This is a genomic window from Leptospira perolatii (assembly GCF_002811875.1).
GTDB classification, from domain to species: Bacteria; Spirochaetota; Leptospiria; order Leptospirales; family Leptospiraceae; genus Leptospira_B; species Leptospira_B perolatii.
The window spans coordinates 403,715-426,098 of record NZ_NPDZ01000001.1 but is presented as its reverse complement, the minus strand read 5'-3'; the positions used below and the strand labels follow the sequence as shown (position 1 = coordinate 426,098).

General features: G+C 42.0%; 21 protein-coding genes. 12 read left to right on the top strand and 9 right to left on the bottom strand.

Annotation, left to right across the window (positions count from 1 at the left end; all coding sequences use genetic code 11):
* Positions 1-53 precede the first annotated feature (53 nt).
* Positions 54-497 (bottom strand): DUF1564 family protein, encoded by a 444-nt coding sequence (locus tag CH373_RS18915; RefSeq protein ID WP_100712235.1) that lies wholly within the window; start codon positions 495-497, stop codon positions 54-56.
* A gap of 77 nt (positions 498-574) precedes the next feature.
* On the opposite strand from CH373_RS18915, the gene msrA reads away from it, so the two are divergent.
* Positions 575-1,093: a peptide-methionine (S)-S-oxide reductase MsrA gene (gene msrA, locus CH373_RS01960; RefSeq protein ID WP_100712234.1), complete on the top strand. Its 519-nt coding sequence runs from the start codon at positions 575-577 to the stop codon at positions 1,091-1,093.
* Between the two features lie 41 nt (positions 1,094-1,134).
* Here msrA and CH373_RS01955 read toward each other — a convergent pair whose 3' ends face one another.
* Both CH373_RS01955 and CH373_RS01950 read right to left on the bottom strand, forming a co-directional pair.
* The gene (locus tag CH373_RS01955; protein WP_100712233.1) at positions 1,135-3,510 is read right to left on the bottom strand and encodes a PAS domain-containing sensor histidine kinase; all 2,376 of its coding nucleotides are present in this window, start codon (positions 3,508-3,510) and stop codon (positions 1,135-1,137) included.
* A gap of 338 nt (positions 3,511-3,848) precedes the next feature.
* On the bottom strand, positions 3,849-6,224 hold the full coding sequence (locus tag CH373_RS01950; protein WP_243393210.1) for an ATP-binding protein: 2,376 nt from the start codon (positions 6,222-6,224) through the stop codon (positions 3,849-3,851).
* A 158-nt stretch (positions 6,225-6,382) separates the two neighbouring features.
* Between CH373_RS01950 and CH373_RS01945 the strand changes: the two genes are divergently transcribed.
* From CH373_RS01945 to CH373_RS01935, 3 genes are all read left to right on the top strand, one after another.
* Positions 6,383-7,078 (top strand): fatty acid desaturase CarF family protein, encoded by a 696-nt coding sequence (locus CH373_RS01945; protein ID WP_100712231.1) that lies wholly within the window; start codon positions 6,383-6,385, stop codon positions 7,076-7,078.
* Between the two features lie 131 nt (positions 7,079-7,209).
* On the top strand, positions 7,210-8,280 hold the full coding sequence (locus CH373_RS01940) for an alpha/beta fold hydrolase (RefSeq protein WP_100712230.1): 1,071 nt from the start codon (positions 7,210-7,212) through the stop codon (positions 8,278-8,280).
* Positions 8,280-9,209 carry an alpha/beta hydrolase gene (locus CH373_RS01935; RefSeq protein WP_243393209.1) on the top strand — a complete coding sequence of 310 codons (930 nt, stop codon included), beginning with the start codon at positions 8,280-8,282 and terminating at the stop codon, positions 9,207-9,209. The genes CH373_RS01940 and CH373_RS01935 overlap by 1 nt, the downstream gene beginning before the upstream one ends.
* Before the next feature lie 61 nt (positions 9,210-9,270).
* Here CH373_RS01935 and CH373_RS01930 read toward each other — a convergent pair whose 3' ends face one another.
* From CH373_RS01930 to CH373_RS01915, 4 genes are all read right to left on the bottom strand, one after another.
* Positions 9,271-10,143: an alpha/beta hydrolase gene (locus CH373_RS01930; RefSeq protein WP_100712228.1), complete on the bottom strand. Its 873-nt coding sequence runs from the start codon at positions 10,141-10,143 to the stop codon at positions 9,271-9,273.
* Between the two features lie 61 nt (positions 10,144-10,204).
* Positions 10,205-11,368 (bottom strand): M48 family metallopeptidase, encoded by a 1,164-nt coding sequence (locus tag CH373_RS01925; RefSeq protein ID WP_100712227.1) that lies wholly within the window; start codon positions 11,366-11,368, stop codon positions 10,205-10,207.
* Between the two features lie 81 nt (positions 11,369-11,449).
* A complete protein-coding gene (locus CH373_RS01920) occupies positions 11,450-12,424 on the bottom strand; it encodes a YjgN family protein (protein ID WP_100712226.1) in 975 nt (324 codons plus the stop codon).
* A gap of 165 nt (positions 12,425-12,589) precedes the next feature.
* The gene (locus tag CH373_RS01915; protein WP_100712225.1) at positions 12,590-13,195 is read right to left on the bottom strand and encodes a uracil-DNA glycosylase; all 606 of its coding nucleotides are present in this window, start codon (positions 13,193-13,195) and stop codon (positions 12,590-12,592) included.
* Positions 13,196-13,288: 93 nt separating this feature from the next.
* Here CH373_RS01915 and CH373_RS01910 point away from each other — a divergent pair, with 93 nt between their 5' ends.
* The 4 genes from CH373_RS01910 to CH373_RS01895 all read left to right on the top strand — a co-directional run bounded on the left by CH373_RS01910 (position 13,289) and on the right by CH373_RS01895 (position 17,646).
* Positions 13,289-14,254, top strand: coding sequence for a cation diffusion facilitator family transporter (locus CH373_RS01910; protein WP_100712224.1), 966 nt, complete (start codon positions 13,289-13,291; stop codon positions 14,252-14,254).
* A complete protein-coding gene (locus CH373_RS01905) occupies positions 14,241-15,023 on the top strand; it encodes an enoyl-CoA hydratase/isomerase family protein (RefSeq protein WP_100712223.1) in 783 nt (260 codons plus the stop codon). The genes CH373_RS01910 and CH373_RS01905 overlap by 14 nt, the downstream gene beginning before the upstream one ends.
* 68 nt (positions 15,024-15,091) lie before the next feature.
* Positions 15,092-16,084: a ligase-associated DNA damage response exonuclease gene (locus CH373_RS01900; protein WP_100712222.1), complete on the top strand. Its 993-nt coding sequence runs from the start codon at positions 15,092-15,094 to the stop codon at positions 16,082-16,084.
* Complete coding sequence (locus tag CH373_RS01895) at positions 16,081-17,646, top strand: DNA ligase-like domain-containing protein (RefSeq protein ID WP_165778759.1); 1,566 nt, start codon at positions 16,081-16,083, stop codon at positions 17,644-17,646. The genes CH373_RS01900 and CH373_RS01895 overlap by 4 nt, the downstream gene beginning before the upstream one ends.
* Here the strand turns inward: CH373_RS01895 and CH373_RS01890 are convergent.
* Both CH373_RS01890 and CH373_RS01885 read right to left on the bottom strand, forming a co-directional pair.
* Positions 17,640-19,709, bottom strand: coding sequence for an NHL repeat-containing protein (locus CH373_RS01890; protein WP_100712220.1), 2,070 nt, complete (start codon positions 19,707-19,709; stop codon positions 17,640-17,642). The two genes, CH373_RS01895 and CH373_RS01890, sit on opposite strands and share 7 nt — an antisense overlap.
* A gap of 46 nt (positions 19,710-19,755) precedes the next feature.
* The gene (locus CH373_RS01885; protein ID WP_100712219.1) at positions 19,756-20,487 is read right to left on the bottom strand and encodes a hypothetical protein; all 732 of its coding nucleotides are present in this window, start codon (positions 20,485-20,487) and stop codon (positions 19,756-19,758) included.
* Between the two features lie 46 nt (positions 20,488-20,533).
* Here CH373_RS01885 and CH373_RS01880 point away from each other — a divergent pair, with 46 nt between their 5' ends.
* From CH373_RS01880 to CH373_RS01865, 4 genes are all read left to right on the top strand, one after another.
* On the top strand, positions 20,534-20,788 hold the full coding sequence (locus CH373_RS01880; protein WP_100712218.1) for a hypothetical protein: 255 nt from the start codon (positions 20,534-20,536) through the stop codon (positions 20,786-20,788).
* Between the two features lie 115 nt (positions 20,789-20,903).
* Positions 20,904-21,287, top strand: coding sequence for a 6-carboxytetrahydropterin synthase QueD (gene queD, locus CH373_RS01875; RefSeq protein ID WP_100712217.1), 384 nt, complete (start codon positions 20,904-20,906; stop codon positions 21,285-21,287).
* Positions 21,288-21,344: 57 nt separating this feature from the next.
* Positions 21,345-22,031 (top strand): 7-cyano-7-deazaguanine synthase QueC, encoded by a 687-nt coding sequence (queC, locus tag CH373_RS01870; RefSeq protein ID WP_100712571.1) that lies wholly within the window; start codon positions 21,345-21,347, stop codon positions 22,029-22,031.
* A 67-nt stretch (positions 22,032-22,098) separates the two neighbouring features.
* Positions 22,099-22,380, top strand: coding sequence for an NAD(P) transhydrogenase subunit alpha part 2 (locus CH373_RS01865; RefSeq protein WP_100712216.1), 282 nt, complete (start codon positions 22,099-22,101; stop codon positions 22,378-22,380).
* Positions 22,381-22,384: the final 4 nt, after the last annotated feature.

Here is a 22,384-nt window from a genome sequence, read left to right as displayed (position 1 = left end):
ATTCCATCCTATCAAGTTTGAAAAATTGGGATCGAATGACAAGATTATCCTAACTACGCAGCTCGCTTCTGTTTGATAGACAGAGAGCCAGCCGGGCGGTCTCCGGTTAAGAATCTCTCGAGCAAGTAAACAAACAAGAAACATCTGGATACTCCGTGAAACCGTGCAAGGTTTCCCAATTTTATCCAATCCGATTGCCTGGGTCTAAAGTTGATTCTGACCCAAGTTGTTTTCGTCTTGGCCCTTTGGTATCGTACAAATATCGGGTTCGAATTCAATCTTTCGATTCGGTCGATGCTGCCGGAATACGTTTCAAGTAACTCTTTTAAACACTTCGTAGCCGACTTGCTTGTATCCCAATGCTTTTTATATCTACGATGCGTGCGCTGCGGTAAAATTAGCGTGCAAACTCCGTTTTCAGAATTAGAAGAGGCTGCCAAAAGAGATTTAGTTTTTGAATTTTTTATAGGATTAGTTTGAATCAGTCTAAGTTTCATACCAGTTACGGTGATAAATAAAAATCACCTGCTTTAACTTTTGGGATTTGGAAAACAAATTCCAAACAAGGAGCTTTATGAATCAGGACAAACTAGAATATGCCACTCTGGGTGGAGGTTGTTTTTGGTGTGTGGAGGCAATTTACCAACTTGTAAAAGGCGTAGAAAGCATAGAATCAGGTTATGCAGGAGGTCATGACCCTTCCCCCAATTACAAATCAGTTTGCTCTGGCCAAACTGGCCACGCGGAAGTTATACGAATTGGATTCGATCCTAATATAATATCCTTTGAAAGTATCCTGGAAATTTTTTGGGAAGCTCATGATCCAACGACTCGCAATCGTCAGGGAAACGACGAGGGTCCTCAATATAGGAGTATTATACTTTACGAAAATGAGAATCAAAAAGCGATCTTTGAAAAATCCAGGACAAAAGCGCAGGAGAAATTCAAATCTCAGATCGTCACAGAGATTGTTCTTTTAACAAAGTTTTTTAAGGCAGAAGGCTACCACCAAAATTATTTTCGGACCAATCCCAATCAGCCTTATTGTCATTACGTCATTCGCCCAAAAATCGAAAAATTTCTGAAGCGCTGATATGAGAAGCTTTTACGAAGCTTCTCATATATAAGAAAAAACTAACCGACTGGAAGCCTTACGAAGAAAGTAGTTCCTTTCGAAGAAGTCTCAAACCGAATCGAGCCTCCGTGATTTTCCACGATTCTTCGAGCGATATCTAGTCCCAAACCGGACCCTTCGCCCGGTGCCTTGGTAGTAAAGAAGGGCTCAAAGATTCTATGTTGAATCGCTTCTGGAATCCCTGGACCGGTATCTTTGATTCGTACTTCTACCTCGTTCTCCGAAATCCAAAAACTAGAAACAGTTAAAACGCCTTGGAAATGCATCGCTTGAGCTGCATTATAAATTAGGTTCATCCAGACATGCAAAAGATCATCTGCATATCCTTCAATCAAGGGAAGATTATTATATTCTTTTACTACTTGGACACCCGACTTCAACTGATTGTGATAGATCGTAAATACTGTTTCCAAGCACTCAAATAAGTTTACCAAAGTCTTTTCTCCGGAGTGATTCGGATGCGAAAAATTCTGCAGGGCGTAAAGGATCTTAGACGTTCGATTCACCGACATTCTAATCATTTTACTAGACCGAATTGCTTGAACTTCTTCCAAAGCGTACTGGACCAGTTGCGGTCCTTGTTCAAATTCAAATACTTTAGGAAATTGGATAGGAGATTCTTCCAAACCGGATTCCACAAGCCATTCGGCTAATACTTTTGGATTATGGTAACCGAGCCCCGATAGCGCAGGTTCTATTTTTGTAGCCTTGTTCCTAATTTCCCGTGGAGTTGGAATCTCTACAGCCCTTTGACCCATGTCGATCATTCGTTCTAATTGTTCTCTGGTGTCTGTATCGAGTAATTCGTAAATAACCGCAGCTTCATTTGCTCTTTTATTCGTTCTTTCTAGATAATCCGCCAAATATTCGTTAGATGAACCAATGACTGCCAGCGGATTGTTTATTTCGTGTGCAAGTCCAACTACGATTTGGCCAAGAGAAGCCCTCTTCTCTGATTGAAAAATCTGAGCCTGAGTCCTTTTGATGCTTTCCATCGCTTCGGCAAGCTTGGAGTTTTGCACTTCGATAAATTGATTCTGAGCCGAGATTTCCTGATTCAATCGCCTCAGTTCCTGGGCTTCCTTCCGGTCTGAAATATCCCGGACCATTTCTATCAAGCATTCCTTCCCGGCAATATTCACTACTCGTGCAGAATACTCTGCATGTTTAACTTCTCCGTTTTTTGACAAAATACAGAGTTCTTCGTTTAATATAATATCTTCTTTTAGGAGCTTGATTATGATCCGCTTCCTTTCTTTCGGGTCCTTCCATATCCCAATTTCAGCACAAGTTTTTCCTTTCACCTCTGCTCGAGTATAACCGAAAGTTTTTGTAAACGCTTCATTTACATCTATATAAGTACCAGTACGCATGTCTGAAATAGAAATCGAATTCGGACTCATTCTAAATACCTTCAAAAAGAGTTCCTGACTTTTTCTAAGTTCCTCTTCGGATTTATATTGTTCGGTAATATCCTGTCCGGTCCCGAATCCTAGATGTTCTTCTTTGTAACTTCCCCTTACCTGTATGTACCGATATTTTCCAGTTCTTCCTCTTGTTTTAAAAACAAATTCGGCGGTATACCTGGGATTTTTTCTTTCAGCAATTGCAGTATTGTAAACAGAAACGATTTTTCCTCTATCGTCTTCATCCACATAATTGAACAAAAAGTCCGTGAATTTAAATGTCCTGGCAGACTTTGCCCTGCGGTAACCTAAAACGCAAAGATATTCTTGGCTCAAGGTTAACTCTAGAGTTCTGGTATCGAACATCCAGCCGCCTAACTGAGCATATCTTTGTATATCGCTGAATTCTTCTTTGATTCTTCCATACCCTCTAAGATTCGAAATAAGTAATATTGCAACAGTAATGAATCCAAGCACCTGTGTTAGCAGTGTTTCTTTTACATCAATTCCCTTTGTTAGAGGAATCAACCCAACATCTTGTATAAAAAATAGAACAATACAGGTAAGAATGGAAAATATCGCATACGAGTACGTTGTTTTTTCTCCCAAAACCATGGAAGCAACTAATATCGGAACGGAAAAGAGTGAAATCGAACCGACTAACGCGCCCTCTATGATAAAAGAGGAGGAAGCCATCATTGCCCAAAGATAGAGCACAAAAACATGGGCACCGAGTATGAACTTTCCGTTCTTCGCCAAAGTATGACAGACAGCGATTGCCAAGATTGTCAAAACGATTACATAGTGAGTATCTCTCGTTCTATCCGTAATTAAGGGATGGAGCACGGAATAGAGAACTGACATGCCCGCAGCCAATCCCATGAGCCAATATAAGATCTTAATTTTCGAATCTCTTTCCGCATCGGTATAGACCGGCGGGGTCAGTAAATCCAACATTCGATATCGCATCTAGTAATTTCCGTTTGCACCTTATTTTCAAATCCCGACCGATAAGCCAACCCACCATTTGAAGCGAAGATATTCGACACTGCAACGTTAAGCGTAATCTGATTTCGATGCAGTAATCCGAATATTGCGTTTCGGACAGACAATATTTACCACAATTGATAGAAGAGATTTTTGATCTAAACAGAAATTTTTAAAAAAAGAAATAAATCATTTTATAAAATCTTTATGTCTTCATTTTGTCCAAAAGCCATTTCTGTGTCGCAAAGTTTTTCCGCACTTATTTTTTGCTTATATCCAAAAGTTTTCCATCTAACAATCATTAACCTATTTTAGAGCGATTAACAAATTGGAAGAGTTACAAAAAAGGTCGTACCCTTTTCGGAAGTCTCGAACCGAATCTCTCCTTTGTGGTTTTCTACGATTCTTCGAGTGATGTCCAATCCTAATCCAGATCCTTGGCCCCTAGCTTTCGTTGTAAAAAAAGGTTCGAAGATTCTATGCTGAATCGCCTCGGGAATTCCAGGGCCAGAGTCTTTGATCTGGACTTCTACCCTTTCCTTACCGGATTCGTAGACACCGACTAGCAACTCTCCAGAAAAATTCATAGCTTGCGCTGCATTATAAATCAGATTGGACCAGACATGTAAAAGATCATCCGAATTTGCCTGGATATTTGGTACAGGATTATATTCTTTCGTAACTGCAATCCCGGATTTAAGTTGATTGTGATAAATCGTAAGTACGGTTTCCAAATTCTCCTGAAGACAAACTTGAGACTTTTGACCGGAACCGTCAAAGTGGGAATAGTTTCTGAGTGCATAAACGACTTTTGATGTTCTATCAACCGACATCTCGATGAGCTTGCTATGTCGTTCCGCCTGGATCTCTTCCAACACAAACTCCAAAACATTTCTGGAATCCGAACTACCGAACAATTTGGGGAACTCCTCCAGGAACGAATCCAATCCATTCTCTGCAATACCTTCGGCTAGATTCCTTATATCATTCTCAAATCCGCGTTCCATCAGTTTACTCTCCAAATTCTTGCTTCTCAGGCGAAGCTCTTTGGGAGATAAAAGGTCCGGACAAGTTTTTGCTTTTTCGAAAATTCTTATTAGCTCCTCTTTCTGTTCCTTATCTAGAGAGCTTAATATTTGGATCGCCCGATCTATCTTTTGTTCATTTTTCGCAAAATGAATTTTTAGTAGTTCGTTTGAGGATCGTATCACGCCGATCGGATTGCTCAATTCGTGCGCGATACCGGCAACGAGCTGACCAAGCGCTGCCATTTTTTCGGAAAGGATGAGTTGGCTTTGAGTCCTTGTTAGATTTTCCAGCGTATTTTCGAGTTCCCTTTTTTGTTTTTCGATCAACTCCTTTTGTGACAGAATTTCCAAGTTCAAGATTCTAAGTTTCTGAGCCTCTTTTCTGTCTGCAAGATCTCTCACGACGGAGATTAGCCATTGCTGTCCATTGATAATTGCGACTCTTGTAGAGAATTCGGCCTGAATGATCCTGCCATCTTTTCTTCGATACTCGGTTTCTTCGTTTTTTAAAAGACCATCTTTTAGGAGCTTCTTTACGAAATACATTCGATGCTCTGGATCCACCCATAAATTGATTTCGAATGTAGTTCTTCCTACGACTTCCTCTCTTGTATAACCGAAGAGGCTCGCGAACCCGTCATTCACATCTATGTATCTGCCTTCATCCATCGTGGAAATTGCGATCGCATACGGACTGAGCTGAAAAACTTTCGAAAATAGTTCCTGACTTCTTCTCAATTCTTCCTGTGCAATTTGTATTTCGGTAATGTCCTGCGCCGTTCCGAATCCCACTACATCGTCCCGGTATTTTCCGTTTACTAAGATGTATCTTATCTCTCCATTCTTAAGCCTTGTTCTGTAATAAAATACGGAGGAGAAATTAGGATCGTGACGATTTTTAAGAGCCTCGCTCATCATTCCGATTACTTTCGGGATATCTTCTGGAATTACATATCGCTGCAGGAATTCTTCGAAGGAAAGTATTTGGATTTCTTTTGCCTCCGGTTCACCCAAAAGCGCTAGATATTCTTTGGAAAGAATTGCTTGGTGAGTGACCGTGTTTAAAGTCCAGCCCCCCAGTTTCGCATATCGTTGTATCTGAGATATTTCGTCTTTGATCCTTCTAAAACCGAATAAGGCGATTCGCATCAAAAGAATCAGGAAAACAAATCCTAGAACTTGTCCGGCGAGCATGATCCAGTCGCCCTGTCTGCCTGAAAAATTAATCCAAAACCGATTGTCCCAGGAGATCATTCGAGCTGCGGCAATAGAGATCGCAATCGAAGCGTAAACATAGGTAGATTTCTCATCCAAAACTAACAAGGAGAGTACGATCATCACAATACATAAGGAAAATAAAACAGAGTGGATTCCTCCTTCTTTACTAATCCAAGCAAATGCAAGAATCCAACCGAAACCGATCAAAGCGTGAGCTGCAATCTTAGTCCTTCCGGACCGAAGCAGAAAATGCGAAAGGATCAAGATAAAAGGAAGAGCGTAAATCGGTAGATAAACTTCTATCGGAGGTTCCGCAACGAACGGATAGAAAAGCCCAAACAGCAAAGCAGAAACGAAACACAAGCTCATCAGACCGTACAGTAGCCTGATAGCAGAGTCCTTCTCCGCATCTGCATACGCTGGGGGACTTAATATGTTCGGTATCTTCAATTTTAGAACCGTGTATCCGAAAAAGTGCCATCTATGATAAAATGATTCGGGCGAATGGAAAGCCTGATTTCGGAAATCGTTTATTTTTTAGATGTAACTAAGGCTAGATTGTGTAAAAACACTTTCAAGACATTGGTAAATTTGATGAAATTGGCACCATGCGCCTTCTACGAACCTTGTTTCCAAGTCCCATAAAGATTCATCGAGTGATAGAAGTATTTAGCGTATTCGCATTCTTACTTTTAATAGGATACCTATGCTTCAAGTTTTCTTTGGTGTTAGCTAGTGCGATCCTCGAGGACACTTTAAGTGCAAGTTTGATTATATTCGGATTAATCTTATCGGCCTATATTACTGCCGATTTCTTCTCAGGGTTTGTGCACTTTCTCGGGGATAGTTTTGGAAATGAGCACACGCCTTATGTCGGTCCGGCCTTTATTTTTCCTTTTCGCGACCACCATGTAGATCCCAAAGGAATTACTAGACACGATTTCTATGAGACCAATGGAAACAATTGCTTGGTCTCGCTACCTATTCTTCTTTATGCCCTATTCGCTTCTTATGACGAATCTGAAATACCTTGGGGAAGGATTTTCTGGGTATTCGTGTTGGCTGCCATCTTCTTTACGAACCAAATCCACAAATGGGCTCACCAGGATTCTCCGTCCAAATGGATTGCGTTTCTGCAGAAAAGGAGAGTTATCCTTTCTCCGAGCCATCACCAGATTCATCACACCAAGCCACACGACTCTTACTTTTGCATTACGACCGGCTGGTGCAATCCGGTTCTAGAGAAGCTCGGTTTCTTCAAAGGTATTAAGAAAGCCGTAGATTCTATCCTCGCTAAATTTTAACATTCTCCGACAGCAGGGCTCTGCAATTTTCATTTGCCAGTCCTTGCCATGGTCTGACATCTCACCTAACAGTATTTATAACTCTTGAATTTTCCTTGATTCCAGCTCGAAAGAAATAAGCATCGCTGCTTATGGTCCGTAAGTTCTTCTTTCTCGCAGTTCTATTCGTCTTTCAAATGAATTGCTCCACCACAATCTCGCTAAAGGGAGAGATCCATCACCCGAAGACATCCGACGGTTGGGATCTAACCTTGGAGCATTTCCCTCCTCTTGCAGGAACCCCTCCAAAAAAATATCCGGTCATCGTATGCCACGGGATCATCGCGAACAGACTCTACCTAACGATCAATGAAAAGTCATCGATCGTATACAATTTGCAAAAGGAAGGATACGATGTCTGGTTACTGGAGCTACGAGGCCGACAAGAAGCCGGATCGCCTTCGATCTTCTGGGGGGAAAAAACTTTCGATTATTCAATAGATGATTATATTACAAAAGATGCAGATGCTGCGATTAAGCATGTTTTAAATGCAACAGGAAAAGATAAAGTAAATTGGGTCGGGCACAGTCTAGGCGGAATGATTATCTATGCCCGACTAGGAAGTTATTCCGAAAATAGGATTTCGAACTTTGTCGCGATCGGCTCTCCCTCGATCATGGATCCACCTTCCAGGGCTTTATCCCTCTGGACCAAATTCTCCTGGGCAATGAATCTATGGCCTGTGGTTCCTACGGAAACTTGGTCAGCAGTCAGGGGCGGGACTGGCATCCCTTTTCTTCCTAAAAGGAATTTCGAAGAGATCTTTTGGCACGCTGATAACATAGACGACAAGATAGTTTCAGGTGTGATGACAACTGCGATTGCCTCAGTCGCAAAACGAGAAGCTAGACAAATGGAGAAAGTAGTAGAGATCGGCCAGTTCGTTTCCGAAGACGGAAAGATCAGCTATAGTTCCAACCTATCAAACATAAAGATTCCTGTTCTATTTGTAGCCGGCAGGAGAGACAAACTCGGATTCGCCTACTCATTGAGATACGCCTACGATTCCGTTGGCTCGACCGACAAAACCTTGTTCATTGCTTCGAGGAGCAAAGGTCATGCTGATGACTACGGACATACAGATCTAGTCGTCGGAAGAAAAGCAGAGGAAGATGTATTTCCTTCGATCATAAAATGGCTCAATAAAAGGAACGAAAAATAATGTCCCAATTCAAAATCATCCAAAAGCGTTTTTTCGCCATAGCATTGTTAGTTGTTTTAGGTGCATGCACAAGTTTTACAGTTATTACTGAGGAAAAATTCGGAAAACAGACCGCAAATATCGGCCCGAATCTCTACTTAACTACTTTCTCTTACGAAAACTCTGATTATCCACCTATCTTAATCGTAGATCCGGTACTAGTAAATAAGAAGGCCCTTTATCTAGGAGAATATTCCGGATTAATCGGAGTATTGAACGGCAACGGATTTTCTGTTTGGTTCCTGCACTTCGAAAACTATCAGAACTTAGACCTGAAAGAAATCGGTGATAAGGTACTGCCTCAGGCAATTTCTCAGGTTCAAAAAATAGCAAAGAGAAAAGATATCATTCTAGGCGGAGTCTCCGTAGGCGGCCAAGCAGTGTTGCATTATCTCAGCCAAAAGAAGGACCCATCGGTCGCAAAGACATTCTTTTTGGGAACCGGAATGGACTATCAGTATAACGATAGTTTTATAGAAGAGATGACCAAAGAAAAGCGCTTTGGATCCGATCTTTCCCTCAAATGCAAACAGAAAGATTCTTTTTGCTCTAGATATATCTCCTTTGATGAGGACGACCCTAAAACTATATTCTTATATCGTAATCTTTGGAACTATCTTCCTTCGCTCGACTCGAAGCTTTGGGCGGATTTCGAAGCGATGGAAGTGCCTACTTTATTCGTCACCGGCAAATTGGACAATGTCAGTCCAAGCGAATCAGTTCATCCGGTGTATAGAAGGAAAAAAGGAGAAAAATATTTCTGGGAAGTCGGAAGAGACAATCGAGCAAGCATCGACTACGATCACATGTCACTTTTTTCTTATGAAGAAGCTGGACCGGAAATCTACGAAGTGATCGCAGACTGGTTAAAAAAGAAGAAGGGAGAATAAGAAAAGGGAAGTTTTTCAACTTCCCTTTTCTGCGCTTTTCGAAATCAACAATTGATTCTACTTAAGAATGTTTTGCCAGCCAAGACGCAAGATCGGATAAAACTTTTCTTTTATCACTTTCTAACTCGTTCATGGTTTCATGATATAAGCCTTCGTAAATATTCATACTTTTATCCTTAGAAGGGATCGTCTCGAAGGCCTTGACCGTGCCTGTATACATTACTATATTGTCAGATTTTCCGTGAAAAAGATACACCGGAATTTTTAGATTAGAAGCCATCTTTAATCCGTCGTTGTAACAATTAAGCAGGAAATTTCCAAGCGCAGCAGAAGCCATTCCATGGACCAAAGGATCTTTTTTGTAAGCTTCTACGACGGCCTTATCTCTAGAAAGATCCTTGATATTCAAACCTGTAGGAGCTCCTAACGTAGGAGTAAGCTTCGCAGCAAGAGAACCGACACCTCTTTGGATCGAAACTATCACATTACTTTTGACTTCGATAGCCAAGCCGCTCAAAACCAAACCTCTAAGCTTGTCTTGATGGTTTCCCGATCCAGAATAGAAAAGTGCTACATCCGCTCCCATGGAATGTCCGAGTAGAAAAACTTTCTCCACGTGTTCCGCATCTTTGGCAATTTCGATCAGTTGATTCAGGTCGTCTAAATACTCCGAAAAGTTTTTTACGATTCCGCGACTTCCTTCGGATTTGCCGTGGCCTTTTGCATCGATTATATAAACTACCCAGCCGTCGTTCTGCAATCCTTCCAAGAGATTCTCGTATCTACCGCTATGCTCTCCGATCCCGTGGTGCACAACTAATACTCTACCAGGTACTGGATTTTTAGAGCGGCACACTTTATAAGAAATGCGTAGTTTGTCCTTATTCTGAAAGCTCTTTTCCTGAATGTCGTAGTATTTCGCCAATTCACTCATTCTATTTTATTCTCCTTAAATCCTTTTTCTTAATATATTTTTTCGTAATAAACCAAATTCTTTAGTTTGGAACAGTTGCTTGCTGAGATTCTTCCATTTTAGGACCGCATCTTTCCCGCAAATCCATCCATTTCCTTCTAGAAATACCGATTCGATCCTTCGGAAAAGAAGGATCCGATAGAACTCCCCGAATTTTATTCATTCTCGATTCAGTAGTAGGATGAGAACTCAAGAAACTTGGAATCGAAGCGGCATAAGAATCGGATTCGGAATCGGACTCATATTTTTTCTGCATTCTTTCAAACCAGTCTAAAAAACCTTTCGCTGAAATCCTCGCAGACTTAAGACTCTCGAGTGCTACCGAATCGGCTTCTTCCTCGAACTCTCGAGAGAACTTTTGTTTAAAAATTGCTGCACTAGTAATCTCGTAAAAAGTATCCAGATTTTCTATAAAGTCCACGCCTTCAAATCCAGCGCCGATCGCGAGGGATAAGAAAAAGAAATTGCCGAGAAATTGAATTTCGTTTCTGATTCCGTGTCGCTTTCTGACATGGGCCATCTCGTGAGCCAGAACCCCAGCCAGCTCTTCGGGAGATTCCATGTCTTTTAACAACTCAGTAAATAGGATTATATTGCCTCCGGGCAAGGCAAAAGCATTGTTCACTTCCTCTTGCACGACTACGATGTCGTAAGTAAACGGATCGTCAGCATGCTTTAATCTTTTGGAAAGACTATCCACAAAGGAATTCAGTTCTCGATCTGAACAAACATGTAGCATCTCTCGAATCTTACTCGAGACCAAAGGCACCCTAGAAGTATCATAGGACAAAGGCACAAAGTGATGAGACATCGAAAGCAAAACATTATACAGGACCACAACTACGGTAGCAGCCACTGCTAAAGTAAAAATTTTCTTCCAGGGAGATAGATCGTACCAAAAAGGCAGAAGCGATCGCTTTCCAGACTTTCTGTAGGACTTCCAGTTGTCTATTAAGGATGTATAATCTTCCTTAGAGTAGAAGGCCAAGATCAGATTAATATGCGGATTGGTTTTGTTCTTTAGCTCTAGGCGGTACTCGCCACCTAGAGTTTCGAGTTCTAAAATATCGGAATAGGAAAATTGGCTTTTGGTTTCCCCAGAAATGAATTCAAAGAATTGCGGTTTGAGTAAAAGGTGCCCTTCTTTCGGGACAGGAGTTTCTCCGTCGTATAACAATCCCTTCATTCTGACACCTTTTACGGCTTTCGATAGAATGACCTCTTAGAGTGTTCTTCGTCCAGCACATTCCTATGAAAATCGGATGCTCTAACCTAGAAAATTGGACAAGGCGTCCGCAAGACTCGCAACGCTTTCCATTCCGTCGGCGAGAGGCGAAGCTCCTCGATCGAAATCAGGACGAATCGCACTTAAATCAGGAGAAACTTCCAGAGAGATCGCTTCTAGATAAAGTTTGATCCATCGAACTGCGATCCAAGGTACGGCAATACCGACCGTAATCAGAATTAACAAGATAGAATACAAGGTAAGCAAAAAGATTCTGCCTCCTCGAAGGTCCGATCTTAACCTGATTCCATTAAAACTAGTATGGTTATAGATATAGTTTTGCAGGTTTGCGGTATACCAAGAGGAGTAAATTCCAGCTGTGATCACTGTAAGAAAGAATCCCTTCAAATTGATCAGTAGTAAATCCAGACCTTTTCCCTCAAACTGAAAGGATGCATTTCCGTAATACGTATTGCTCATGTAGAATTTCTGCAACTTGACTGTGAGCCAGTTGGTATAAATTCCGAAAGTGATAATAGAGAGAAGCACTCCTGGAACATAAATCTTTACTAATTCTAGAGGATGTCCCGCAAAATGAAAACGAATATTGTTAAACGAAGTTCTGCTTAGGTAATATCTCCTGCTCCCGATAATTACAAAAGGTATTAATGCCAATAAAACGGCCACAATCAAAAGTGCAGAAAGGATGGCGGCAACTTGTGCGGATAAAATTACGGTTAATACCCATTGCAACAGGGCAATTATGATGTACACACCTACGAATAAAACTAACGCCTTCAAAAACCCTATGAACTTTTCTTTGCCTGTCGCATGAAAATCAAAACGATGGCCCTGAAAGATAAGATGTTGGTGCAGATACTTTGTGGTTTTTACGGTTGCCCAAAAATAATAAATACCGATCGTAACGATAGTGGTTAGCGCATTCGACAAATAGATTACGAAAAGATCTTTCCCCTTTCCGTCAAATTGTAGTCTCGTATCCTGAACGGAATTCATTCTGTCCTCCATATCCAATATGAATTATCTGCAGTCGCCGTATCTTATGTACAGAGCAGCGATGCTGCGAGGAAATAGAATAAAAGCCGATCTGTGCAAGCAAGAAATAAATTTTTGTTTTTCGGATTCAAGAACGAATGGTTGGAACTCGGAACCAACTAACTTTTACTTTCTCCAACCCAGTTTGAGTAAAACCAATTTAATATCTTCCCAGACTTCTCTTTTGAGCGGACTATTCTCTCCACCATTCCGAAGCACATAGCTAGGGTGATACGTAGGCATCACTGGAATTCCGTGAAAATCTCCCCACTTTCCTCTCAGCTTGGTAATTCCTTCCTTCGTATTTAGCACGAATTTTGTAGAAGGATTTCCTAAAGTAATGATTACCTTCGGTTGTATCACTGCAATCTGACGAACCAAGTAAGGAGAACAAGCAGCGCTCTCTTCCTCGTCAGGTGGTCTGTCTTTTTCGAATTTCAAATCTACTGTTGGCCTGCACTTAGTCAGGTTTGCGATAAATACATTATCCCTAGGTACTCCGATACCATTTTCAATGATTCTTGTCAGTAGTTCCCCCGCCCTTCCTACAAAAGGCCTTCCCATCAAATCTTCCTGTTTGCCGGGTCCTTCTCCGATAAACATAATCTCAGCATCCGGATTTCCCTCTCCAAAAACTGTTTGGGTCCGAGTCGTATGCAACTTGCACAACTTGCACTGGGAAACTTGATTTTGGATTAGCTTCAACTGCTCTATTTTTTCGGCTGTGTTCATCCGAATTAATCGATAAAGAGTTCGCGTTATCCAGCAACTACTTTCTATAAAAATAAGTTGGAAGAAACTTTGATTCGATGCTAGCATACATTTATGCACGGCAAGCACCCTCATTCGGATGCACACGATCATGAGCATGGCCATCACACTAGTCATACTCATTCACACGGCGATTTCCATTCGCATTCCCACGGTCCGATTCCGGATAGTTCCGGCGCCTTTCTGATCGCTTTCGGACTAAATTTTACTTTTGCAATTATCGAATTCGTAGGCGGATATATCACCGGCAGTTTGGCGATTCTTTCGGATGCTCTCCACGATTTGGGTGATAGTGGTTTTTTGGCAATTGCTTGGATTTTTCAAAAAATCGCCTCTAGACCTAGGACCCAGACTTTTACCTTCGGATATAAGAGGTTGGGGCTGTCGGCGGCTTTAGTAAATTCACTCGTATTAGTTTGCGGCTCGGTTCTTATTCTAAGCGCTGCGATTTCCAGACTACAGTATCCGACTTCGCCAAACGGATGGGGAATGCTCAGCTTATCCGTATTAGGTGTTTTGGTAAACGGTGCGGCGATGTTGCGGATGAAAGGCGTGGAAGGAGTGAACGCCAAAACAGTTTCCCTTCATTTATTAGAAGATGTTCTAGGCTGGGTCGCAGTATTTATTGGCAGCATACTTTTGATTTTATTCGGTTGGAATTGGGTAGATACCGTTTTGTCCATTGTAATTTCTATCTGGGTCGGAATATTAGCTTTTCGGAATCTAAGAAAAGTGCTCAGATTGCATTTGCAGTCGACTCCCGAAGGAATCGATACCAAGGAATTGGAATCTAGAATATTAAAGCTTAAGGGAGTCTCGGAAGTACATGACCTCCACCTATGGTCGATGGACGGAGACTATCATGTGCTGACCTTGCACGTTAGTGTAAAAGAAACCACTTTAGCAGCGGGGCAAAAGTTGAAAGAAAAGATCAGATTGATTGCAAAGGAATTCAAAATTCCGCATGCAACCGTCGAGCTCGAACCAACAGGAGCAGAATGCCCTTATGACAATTGCTGATGACGGTAACTTTTCCAAGCTTGTCCATTTAAAAACTCAGCACAGAGAATCGATCTTGATCGTCACTCTGAATCGCCCCGAATACAACAACGCATTAAACATGAAACTTCGAGACGAGCTCGAATACGTGTTTTCTACTACAAAATCGAATGACCAAATTTGCGGGATCGTCTTGAACGCGGAAGGTAAGAATTTTTGTGCGGGATACGATCTTGAGGAAGTCATCCAGACCAATTTGGACTCATTTCGCCATCGAATATTAGAATATCATTATGAAATCTATTCTTACCCAAAACCAGTGATCGCACTGCTCAAAGGATTCTGCTCTGCTGGCGGATTCGATTTAGCTCTTTGCGGAGATTATATCATCGCAGAAAAGAAAACGATATTGTTTCGACCAGAAATCAGATTTAACGGACCTCCTTTGATTACAAGCCTTGCACGCAAAGTCGGACCTTCCAAAGCCCTGAGCATTACTCTAAAGGGAGATCCGATCTCGGTAAGCCAGGCTCTCGAATGGGGAATTATTGATGAAATAGACACTTCCGAAAATCCGTTAGAGCACGCTATCAAAGTAGCGACTAAATTGAGCCAATGGAATCTGGATCTGATAAGAGCGGAAAAGGATATCGCAAACAATTTATTTCACGGGAACTTGCACGAAAACTTAAGGAGAGAGTTCGATCTCTTCGCAAAATTTTTGGAAGATCCTAGTTTCCTAGAAAACCTGAAAAAGTACGCCGGAAATATCCGACAAAAAGTATCGTAGATTCAAGATCCAATTCTTTATGTTTTTCGAATCAATCAGTTACCTTTTATGTCAATTTTCTATATTCAATGTCCTTAATAGAGCTTAGACCGCAGGGAATCTATGTCCCGATTGCTGATGTATATGTAGATCCTTGGAAATCAGTACCGAAAGCTCTAATCACTCACGCGCATTCAGACCACGCTAGATCCGGCTCAAAATATTATCTATGCACAAGAGACGGATATGAAGTCACTCGTTCCAGACTCGGTCCGAATGCAAATCTCAATGCTGTAGATTACGGACAAGAAATTGCCATTAATGGGATGAGGATTCGTTTTTATCCTGCGGGACATATCTTAGGGTCCGCACAAATTCGCTTCGAATTCAAAGGAGAAGTGCTCGTAATCAGCGGAGATTATAAAACTGAATCCGACCAAACCTGTCTTCCGATTGAGCCGATTCGATGTCACACTTTTTTGTCGGAGTCCACTTTTGCGTTTCCATTTTACGACTGGCCTTCTGCCGAGTTTGTTTTTTCGGAAATACTAGATTGGTGGAAGTACAACCAATCGCAAGGTTGCGAATCGGTTTTGAGATGCTATTCTTTAGGAAAAGCACAAAGGTTACTTTTAGGATTGCACGAACTTATCTCAAAATGGCCCGAACTATCTTGGGAGAAAATTAGAGTTCACGAAACCATCGAAGTGATAAACGAAGCGTATCGTAAAAGTAATGTGAAAATACCCCCGCTTCAAAATCGGAATGTACCTTTTTTGCCTGGATCCTTGCACCTGCTTCCACCGGGAGGAGAAGATCATTTGCAAGGTTCAGAAATTAGAACCGGATTTTGCTCCGGCTGGATGCAAATCTCCGCGAATCGAAAAAGAGGAAGTATAGATCGTGGGTTCGTACTCTCAGATCATGCAGATTGGAAAGGATTGATTAACGTAATCACTGAAACCGGTGCAGAAAAAATACTTCTGACCCACGGTAAGACCGAAGTTATCTCCAGGTATTTAACAGAAAAGGGAATCCGAGCAGAGGAATTCAAGACTCGTTTCGGAGAGGACGAACGTTGAAACAACTGTCCATTCTTTTCAAAAACTTAGAATCCGCTAGAACCGATTCTGAAAAGAAGAAACTACTAACTACATATCTTTCGAAATTATCCGAATCGGATTCTGCCATCGCGATTTGTCTTTTTTTGAAAAAAAGAAAATATCCCAAGCTCGCAATTTCCAAATTAACCAAATGGCTTGGTGAATATTACAAAATTCCAATTTGGTTGATAGAGAAAAGTTTCGAAGAGGTAGGCAATCGTACCGAAACAATCTCCTTACTATTGAAAATCGGAAAGAATGATTATGATAAGAATTTATCAGAAACTTTCTCAATGTTGGATGGTATAGTTTCCATCCCATTCGAAGCACAACTAAGAGATTCGCTTCTACAATTTTTGGAATCTGTAAATTCCGACCAAAAATTGATTCTGTTAAAATTTCTGACTCACAGCCTAGACTGGCATATCACCGAAGCCATGATTTGCGAATCTCTCTCTCAAATTTATCGAATCGGAATCGGAGAGATACACCTTCGACTAGAGCAGGACCTAGGCTGGGACGAGAATAGTTTTCGCAGAATGATCGCAAAGCCGGAGGCTGAAGACTTCTCAGGTCCCCATCCTTTTCCGGAATATTCACTTTGGCCAATAAAGGAAAGAGATGATCTTTCTAAAGGAAATTATATCGCAGAATATATTTACGACGGAGCGCGCTGCCAGATTTTTTTGCGAGAAAGGGGAGTTTTCATTTGGTCAGAAGCATTTGAATTCTTAAATCATGAAATCTTAAAGTATTTTCCGATGCTCGAAAAAAAAGAATTCCAGAATCCAGTTTTCGAAGCGATCTTCCTGCATAGCGGATCGGAGAAGCTCGGCGCATCTTCGCACAAACTGATCCTCACTGATTTATTGGAATGGAAAGGGCAAGACTTAAGAAATGTTCCCTTTCACTCGCGGAGAGAAAATCTTCAGGATTGGTTTAAGAATGTACTCCAAGGCAGCAAAATAAAGTCTGCAAAATCAGAAGAAGTTTTGGTCCAAACCGAATTAGAGCCTTTCGAGATCGAAAATTTAGAAGGCTTGCTGAATCGATTACCGAAAGGAGTCACTGGAATTTCCTTAAAGCATAAAAACGGACTCTACGAAAGAGCAGCAAAATCGGAATCTAAGGATTGGATCCTTTTGAAACCGGGGCCGAAAACTTTAAAGGTTGTTTTACTTTATCGAAATCTTTCTCCAAATCAAATCGATTCCGAATTCACTTTCGGAATTTGGAAGGGACAAGATCTGGTTCCGATCTGCAAATTCAAGCCAGCCTTTTCGGAAAAAGATAAAGAACTTGTACTTCGCTTTAGTTCGGAAAATGTTTTGGAAAAAAGAGGTCCTTTTCGTTCCTTACGACCAAAACTTACATTCGAAATTTCTTATGAAGGAATCCTAGAATCTCCCAGAAGAAAATCCGGATACGCCTTAGTTCGTCCTGAAGTAATATGCTCCAGGACGGATCTGAGTATTCACGAAGCAGATCATTTAGAGGAACTTATCTCTTCTAATTCCGTGAGTGCGGACAGGAATCAATAGAATCTCTTGATCCACCAATCGGAATTAGAAGTCGAACCGACAATGTTTTTTGCTGTTCCGACAGCAAAAACACTAGCATTTCCAATCATGATTTGTCTCAGGTTGTCCTCGTTGGAATTTCCATCAAAAATCTTGTTCCAAGGAGTCGAGTATTCTGCACCGGAAGGACTGATTTTTTTGATCACCCAATCCACTCCCGAAGTTTGACTGACCAGATTATTTCCCCATCCTCCTATATACAAATTCCCGGACAAGTCTGTCTGCATCGTAGTGATCGCGCCTGAAATAGGAAATGCCTTATTCCAATTTACAGTATCCTCGACTCCGTTGTTGTCGAATTTCTTCACCCACCAAGCAGTACTAGGATTTGGAAGTACTCCTCGCCCGTAACCACCTATATAAATATTTCCGAAAGCATCTCCGGTCATCGCATATGCTTCCCCTCCGATTGGATTTGGATGCAATATGAGTTTGTTCCAATTTACAGTGTCTTCCACTCCGTTCGAGTTGAACTTTTTGATCCACCATCTCGCCTGAGACGGCTGGCTTTCTGTTCCCGCCAAATACACGTTATCTGCTGGATCAATAAAAATGGAATATAACGAATCCGGATAGATCCCGGAGCCGTCGATTTTCTTATCCCAATTCGCAGTATCTTCGACCCCACTTGGACTAAATTTTTTCACCCACCAAGCCCGGGCCATGGTACTTCCAAAATCTGCCCATCCTGCAATATAAATATTTCCGGAGCTATCCTTCGCGATTCCAGTTAGATCAATCTCCATGTTTGGAGTTCCTACATTGATTAGTTTGTCCCATCCACTCGTAATCTCATTTCCGGCTGAATCAAATTTCTTAATTCTCCAGGAAGGATACAATTGTGCATTCGTTACATATCGAGCGGTCCCGGCTACGTACACATTATTCGAGTCGTCTATCAAAAACGCTTTTACAGTTCCGCCGTTTCCTACAGTGATCGATTTGTCCCATCCGGCCGTGATCTCGGTACCATTGGGCTGGAATTTTTTGACTCCCCAGCCGACTCGATTACTCGCTAAACTGGTACCTCCTACATAAATATTTCCGGCCAAATCCACAGTGATTGCATATGCTTCATTTGTAATATTGTTCACATCCAATCGTTTATTCCACTGGGCAAGGTCTTCGATTCCGTTCGGGGCGGGTGTAGGTGGAGAAGCCGGACTCCCAGTTAAAACGTCGCAATAGTCTACATCCACACTGGCGCTTCCGCCGGAGCTCGCGGTGAAAGTAGAAAAAGTCGACTTTTGTCCGAGTGTGGGGTGAATCGAAGTGACAAGGACTTCGTAAGTAGTTCCAACGATCGCATAAGGAATGTTAGTTTGTCCCGAAACAATGGAACCGCCGAACTGAAAGGAACAGAAAGGAACAGTGCAACCGTTCTTTCTATAAAAGACGTAACCGTCGATATTTGAGTCCGAAAGAAATGGGGTTGCACACGTAGCTCTGGCTTGCACCGGATAAAAGTTAATAGCCGGAGCTGAAGGAGCGCTTGCAGGAAAGTTAACCGGAAAATCGATTTCGCCGGAAATGCAGAGATTGTTTAGGGACAGGTTCCCTATGATCTGCCCGTTGTAGTACGCGCTCAGAACGACAGGAATTCCGGAAGGGACGCGCCTGAGAACGAGGGATAAATCCGAAGTCTGGAATTGATAACCGAAACCGGGAGCAGTAGACCTGATGACTACTTGGATCGGTGCACCGGAAGGAGCTCCTACGATCCGAATATTTGCAGGCTGACTACAAGTGTTCGTTTTCCAATCCAAATTGTAATACGACAAATGATTCGATGCATAAGAAATATTTAAATAACCGCCAGATTCCGAAACGATCTGCCCCTGAGATTCAAATTTCCATTCACCTGAATTCTCGTTATAACTCCAGACCGGAATCGTATCTCCCACAATAAGTGCATTTCCATTCAGAGGATTGATCGAGCCAGATGGCATCTGCATCGAAACCTGAAAGTTCGAAGAGAAATGCGAAGCAGATCTTCCTGAAGCATCATGAATTTCTAATGCCATAAATCCACCGGTCAAAAAATTCGTCTGTTCAGGTGTACCAGCTTCGTTACTTGAGATGTCTGCCTGAAATCCCCCCCGGAAACGACAAGAGAGAATTTACTGAAGAATGATTGAACTGAGCCAGCGTCGCGGTCAAAGCACCGGTAAGCGAATCCCCTTGCGAATCTGTTAATATAGTTCCGTTTGGAATAGAAACTTGCAATTGGATCCCTGAACCTGGATCGGCTTCTCCTACCAAGGTTACAGGAGAAGAAAGTTGTCCACTTCCATTCGTGGTTCCGGAAGACAACTTTTTGACAGTTACTCCGGTCGGCGGAAATACAGTATTCACAACTGGAATCTGAATCGTTGTTTGTTTCGAGGACAAGAGAACTGATTGCCCGCCGTGAATATAACCATCGGCTTTTACTGTTACTTTCAGATGGATTGGAGAATCATTATTAGGATTCACTCCCGATTTGAGTCGAACCGAAACAATTCCTTGGTTTCCGCTGATGCTGGTGATAGAAGAACCGCTTTCATCTATGATTCGATCTGATCCTGAACCGGAAAAGCTGACCTGAAAACCATTTGAGAGAATTAAAGGAGAACCGGTCTTTGCATCAGTTACCTGGATCAAAAGCTGCGCATTTTCACTCGTAGGTTTTCCCCCTTGTCCCAAACCTAATAAAAGGAAAGGATTCAAGCCTTCTCCGGATGTACCACATCGGATCACAAAGGCAGCTAACAGAATCAATGTTAACCTTTTGAAATAAGTTGAATTAGGTGCAGTTTTCATAATGTTTTATCCGCTTCCGTTCTAATCTCTTAGCCGAATTTGGGCAATGAACGGACATCCAAACATTGGAATTGTTGCAGCAATCTTGAATTTTCCCCAAAAACGTCGTATGGTTGCCTTGACAGTAAGATTCCGTACCAAGTATTGGTTGTATATGAACCAGAAGACCTCAAAGCTTTTAAAAAAATATGCCGAAGCGAAAGGCATTAGCGAAAAGCAGATGAAGCGCGAGTGGTTGGTCTTGAACCAACAGCAAAAAGACAAGAAACGCCAGGAAATCCTCAAAGAACTCGTAAAATAATTGGTGAGGAAGCCTGGCTTCCTTTGCAGTTCCCGGAACTTGATAGAACGATTGGTTTCGGTTTCGTTTCACATTTAGTCTCCTTAGCTTCCCAAGGTACGGTTTGGCCCGTTTAATGGAAGAAATAGAACTTACTAAAGAATTCCGCTTTGATGCGGCCCATTTTTTACCGAATGTGCCCGAGGGGCACAAATGTCGTCGAATGCACGGACACAGTTTTCGATTCAAGCTTCATCTAAAAGGAAGACTGGATCCTCACACTGGGTGGCTCATGGACTTTGCTGAAGTTAGCAAGTACGTAAAGCCCCTTGTAGAAAAGTACCTAGATCATTATTTATTAAACGACATAGAAGGTTTGGAGAATCCGACGAGCGAACAGATTTGTATCTGGCTTTGGAACAAATTAAGACCCCAATTACCTCTCTTGTATAAAATCACTTTGCACGAGACCTGCACGAGTGCCTGTATTTATTCCGGTCCCAACTTAGAACCAGCTTAGAATCGTCGGCCTAAAACTAAAGTGTCCCTTAGTTCTGGAAAAAAGCGAAAGCCTCCGATTCCAAAAACGGAATCCAATACTGCGAAAAGACCGAAAGCAGTAGTACTCTTCTCGGGTGGTTTGGATTCTACGACCTGTCTATACAAGGCGATCAAAGACGGGTACAATCCTACAGCACTATCTTTTGACTATGGACAACGACATAAGATAGAATTGAAGTCTGCAAAGAAAATTGCGAAGATGTTAGGAATCACACACCTGATTCAAAAGCTGCAGCCGGAGTTATTTAAAGGCTCCTCTCTTACCGAAAGAAAGCTCAAGGTTCCAAAAAACGCCTTAGACTATTCTCATATACCGAATACGTATGTTCCGGGAAGAAACATCCTGTTCCTATCATTTGCAGTATCTTTGGCAGAAGGAATCGGTGCAGATTCTTTGTACATCGGAGTTAACGCTCTAGATTACTCTGGATACCCGGATTGCAGACCTGAATTTTTGCAGGCGTATTCGGAAGCGATTGCGAAAGGGACCAAGTCCGGAGTCGAAGGAAAACCGATCCAGATCAAAGCACCTTTACAGTATCTGAGCAAAAAAGAAATCATACTTTTAGGGGATTCTCTAGGAGTTCCATTTTCTCTTACCCATTCATGCTATGACCCGGTGAACGGTGCTCCTTGCGGTAAATGCGACTCCTGCCTCCTTCGAAAAAAGGGTTTTCAGGAAGCAGGCATCCCAGAAAAGTGAACGAACAGATTTTCGGGCTGCGGAGATTTTCATTCCTGCCGTGTCCCTAACCAAGAAGGAAGCTAATATGGAACAATTCGTAGGCTACCTGACGATTTTCCTCCTCGCAGTATTCGTAGGATTCGAAGTCATCACCCGTATTCCTCCATTATTACATACACCACTCATGTCGGGATCCAATGCGATTTCCGGGATCACAATCATCGGAGCTGTGCTTTCCTTACATTTGGAAAATAGCATTTTGATCAAGGTTCTTGGAGTAATCGCAGTTGCTGCCGCAACGATCAACGTGGTAGGCGGATTTGTGGTAACCCACAGAATGCTCGGAATGTTCAAAAAGAAGGACTAGAATC